The 4,267-nt window shown below is 67.5% G+C and carries 3 protein-coding genes; 2 read left to right on the top strand and 1 reads right to left on the bottom strand.

Features of this window, described 5'->3' with window-relative positions:
* The coding region (locus HLK59_RS48555) for an Rv3235 family protein (protein WP_240983077.1) at positions 1 to 347 on the top strand (347 nt) is incomplete at its 5' end.
* Positions 348 to 441: 94 nt separating this feature from the next.
* Here the strand turns inward: HLK59_RS48555 and secA are convergent.
* A complete protein-coding gene (gene secA, locus HLK59_RS48550) occupies positions 442 to 3,279 on the bottom strand; it encodes a preprotein translocase subunit SecA (RefSeq protein WP_171148089.1) in 2,838 nt (945 codons plus the stop codon).
* Between the two features lie 270 nt (positions 3,280 to 3,549).
* On the opposite strand from secA, the gene HLK59_RS48545 reads away from it, so the two are divergent.
* Positions 3,550 to 4,143 carry a GNAT family protein gene (locus tag HLK59_RS48545; protein ID WP_171148088.1) on the top strand — a complete coding sequence of 198 codons (594 nt, stop codon included), beginning with the start codon at positions 3,550 to 3,552 and terminating at the stop codon, positions 4,141 to 4,143.
* Positions 4,144 to 4,267 lie beyond the last annotated feature (124 nt).

Below are 4,267 nucleotides of genomic sequence, written 5' to 3'. Positions count from 1 at the left end.
TCCCCCAGCCCCGCCCCACCGACCTCTTCGCCGACCTCCTGCTCGCGGTCCTCAGCGGCCGGCGCCCCGTCCACTCGATGCTCCGGCACACCGTCGGCCAGGCCTACGACGAACTCGCCGTGCTCGCCGAACGCGGCCCCCTGCGCACCCACGGCACCCGCCCCGTCGTCCGCGACATCGGCTACTACGTCCCCCGCGACGGCGCGGTCGAGGCCTTCGCCCGCATCGGCGCGGGCGACCAGCTCCGCGCCATGGCCTTCCGCCTGGAACAGGGCCAGGACCGCCGCTGGCGCTGCGCGGCGGTGGAACTGGGCGGCCCCAGGGGCGGCCGCACGGACGAGGACTGACGGCGCCACGCGACCAGCCGCAGACGAACGCCGAAGGGCCAGGCCACCCGACGGTGACCCGGCCCTTCAAACAGCTACAGCGTCGTGGACACCGTCACTTCTTACGGCGCCGCCCACGCGACTGCTTGCGCCGCTCCGCCCGCGTCAGACCGTCCGCCTCGGAGCGCACCGGCTCGTCGTCATCGGCGAACTCGCCCTCGACGACACCACCCTCGCCGTCCACGGTCGGCGCGGAGAAGTGCAGATCCCGACGCTGCGGAGCGTCAAGCCCCTTCGCACGGATCTCCGGACGCGCGCCCGCCTGCGCCGGCACCGAGTCCTGCTTGTCGAGCGACGGCTTGTCGTCCTCGACCGGGACCTCCTCGACCTGCTGCTCGACCTGGACCTCCAGGTTGAACAGGTAGCCGACGGACTCCTCCTTGATGCCCTCCATCATGGCGGTGAACATGTCGAAGCCCTCGCGCTGGTACTCGACCAGCGGGTCCTTCTGCGCCATCGCGCGCAGGCCGATGCCCTCCTGGAGGTAGTCCATCTCGTAGAGGTGCTCGCGCCACTTGCGGTCCAGGACCGACAGCACGACCCGGCGCTCCAGCTCACGCATGATCTCGGAGCCGAGCTGCCCCTCACGGGACTCGTACTGATCGTGGATGTCGTCCTTGATGGACTCGGAGATGAAGTCGGCGGTCAGCCCGGCACGGTCGCCGGCCGCCTCCTCCAGCTCCTCGACGGTGATCTTCACCGGGTAGAGCTGCTTGAACGCGCCCCACAGCCGGTCGAGGTCCCAGTCCTCCGCGAAGCCCTCCGCGGTCTCCGCACCGACGTACTCGTCGATCGTGTCGTCCATGAAGTGCACGACCTGCTCCTGCAGGTCTTCGCCCTCCAGGACGCGGCGACGCTCGCCGTAGATGACCTCGCGCTGACGGTTGAGGACCTCGTCGTACTTGAGGACGTTCTTACGCGTCTCGAAGTTCTGCTGCTCGACCTGCGACTGGGCGGACGCGATCGCGCGCGTGACCATCTTGTTCTCGATCGGCACGTCGTCCGGGACGTTCGCCATCGACATGACGCGCTCGACCATCTGGGCCTTGAACAGACGCATCAGGTCGTCGCCGAGCGACAGGTAGAAGCGGGACTCGCCCGGGTCGCCCTGACGGCCGGAACGGCCGCGCAGCTGGTTGTCGATACGACGGGACTCGTGCCGCTCGGTGCCGAGGACGTAGAGCCCACCGAGGTCCTTGACCTCCTCGAACTCCGCCTTGACCGCCTGCTCGGCCCGCTCCAGGGCGGCGGGCAGGGCGTGCGCCCACTCCTCGATGTGCTCCTCGGGGTCGAGGCCGCGCTGGCGCAGCTCCGCCTCGGCGAGGTCCTCGGGGTTGCCGCCGAGCTTGATGTCGGTACCACGGCCGGCCATGTTGGTGGCCACGGTCACGGCGCCCTTGCGGCCGGCCTGGGCGACGATCGTCGCCTCCCGGTCGTGCTGCTTGGCGTTCAGCACCTCGTGCTGGACGCCGCGCTTGCTGAGCTGCTGCGAGAGGTACTCGGACTTCTCGACCGACGTCGTACCGACGAGGATCGGCTGGCCCTTCTCGTGCTTCTCGACGATGTCGTCGACGACCGCCTCGAACTTCGCGACCTCGGTGCGGTAGATCAGGTCCGACTGGTCCTTGCGGACCATGGGCCGGTTGGTCGGGATCGGGACGACGCCGAGCTTGTAGATCTGGTGGAACTCGGCGGCCTCGGTCATCGCCGTACCGGTCATGCCGCAGAGGCCGGGCTGTTCCTTGTCGTTGTGGTCGTGGCGCTTGTAGAGGCGGAAGAAGTTCTGGAGGGTGATCGTGGCGAGTGTCTGGTTCTCGTCCTTGATGTCCACCCCTTCCTTCGCCTCGATCGCCTGGTGCATGCCCTCGTTGTAGCGGCGGCCGGCGAGGATACGGCCGGTGTGCTCGTCGACGATCATGACTTCGCCGTCCATGACGACGTAGTCCTTGTCCTTCTTGAAGAGCTCCTTCGCCTTGATGGCGTTGTTCAGGTAGCCCACCAGAGGGGTGTTCACCGACTCGTAGAGGTTGTCGATGCCCAGCCAGTCCTCGACCTTGCCGACACCGGGCTCGTGGATGGCGACCGTGCGCTTCTTCTCGTCGACCTCGTAGTCGCCGGTCTCCTCGATGCCCTTCAGGGTGTTGCCGGCCTCGCCCTTCTTCAGGCGGGTGACCAGCTTGGCGAAGTCGCCGTACCACTTGGTGGCCTGGTCGGCCGGGCCGGAGATGATCAGCGGCGTACGGGCCTCGTCGACCAGGATGGAGTCGACCTCGTCGACGATCGCGAAGTTGTGGCCGCGCTGGACGAGCTCGTCCTTGGACCACGCCATGTTGTCGCGCAGGTAGTCGAAGCCGAACTCGTTGTTCGTGCCGTACGTGATGTCGCACGCGTACTGCTCACGGCGCTGGGCGGGCGTCATGTTGGCGAGGATGCAACCGACTTCCAGGCCCAGGAACTTGTGGACGCGGCCCATCATCTCGGAGTCGCGCTCGGCCAGGTAGTCGTTGACCGTGATCAGGTGGACGCCCTTGCCGGACAGCGCGTTCAGATACGCGGGCAGCGTGCCGACGAGGGTCTTGCCCTCACCGGTCTTCATCTCGGCCACATAGCCGAGGTGGAGGGCCGCGCCACCCATGATCTGCACGTCGTAATGACGCTGGCCGAGCGCGCGCTTGGCGCCCTCGCGCACGGTGGCGAACGCCTCGGGCAGCAGGTCGTCCAGCGTCTCACCATCGATGTACCGCTGCTTGTACTCATCAGTGAGGGCCCGCAGCTCGGCGTCGGAGAGGTCGACGAAGTCCTCTTCGATGGAGTTGACCTGGTCCGCGATGCGGTGCAGCTTGCGCAGGATCTTGCCTTCGCCTGCACGCATGATCTTCGAGAGGACGGACACGGGGGTAAGTCTCCTTGCCGGTCGGGCCTGGGACGGTCGGTTTCCATTTGACTTGACTGAGCAACGGCCATCGTATGCGAGGACCCGGCCACGCCGGGAGCCTGCCGAGGACGCCGACCGTCCGCTGCTTCAAATCTCCGTCAAAGGGGACAACGGACGGAGGTCGCCGATGGTGCCGCGTCCCTCCGATGATTTGCGCGAACTGTGATCACCCGCTCACACAAAGCAAAATGATGGCGCCCTCACCGAGCCCCCGAGCAGAATCGACCGATGGAACCCGTCACGCTCACCACCGGCCGCCTGGTCCTGCGCACCGTCGGTCCCGACGACACCGACGCCGTGTACGCCGCCGCCCAGGACCCCGAGATGCAGCGCTGGCTCTCCCAGTTCCCCTCGCCCTATCTCCACGAGCACGCACAGGCCTTCACGGAACAGTTCGCCCCGGACGGCTGGGCCGACGACTCCATGTTCACCTTCGGCGCCTTCCTCCCCTCCGGCGAACTCGTCGGCATGCTCGGCATCACCATGCGCTCCCTCGGCGTCGCCGAGATCGGCTTCTGGGCCACCAAGGAACACCGCGGCAACGGCTACATCACCGAGGCCACCACCACGACCGCCCGCTGGGCCTTCACAGCCCTCTCCATCGACCGCATCGAATGGCGCGCGGAAGTGGGCAACGCCCCCTCCCGCGCGGTGGCCCAACGCGCCGGCTTCACCCTCGAAGGCACCCTCCGCTCCGCGGTCAACAACAAGGGCGTACGACGAGACTGCTGGATCGGCTCCCTACTCCCCTCAGACCTGGGCCTCCCATCAACAGCCCCCTACCTACCGTCACAAACACCCCCAACCCCACCCGCCACCTGACAACAGCCCACACCTTCGACCCCTCCCGTGTTCGCCTTTCAGCCCGTCCGGCGTTTGAGGACAAGGCCCCTTCAGGACCGACGGGGGTCTGGGGGCGCAGCCCCCAGGGACCGGGGTCGAAGGG

It is taken from the genome of Streptomyces sp. S3(2020), from assembly GCF_013044505.1.
GTDB lineage: Bacteria > Actinomycetota > Actinomycetes > Streptomycetales > Streptomycetaceae > Streptomyces.
The sequence above is the reverse complement of the archived record's forward strand: the minus strand, read 5'-3'. Positions and strand labels throughout refer to the sequence as shown.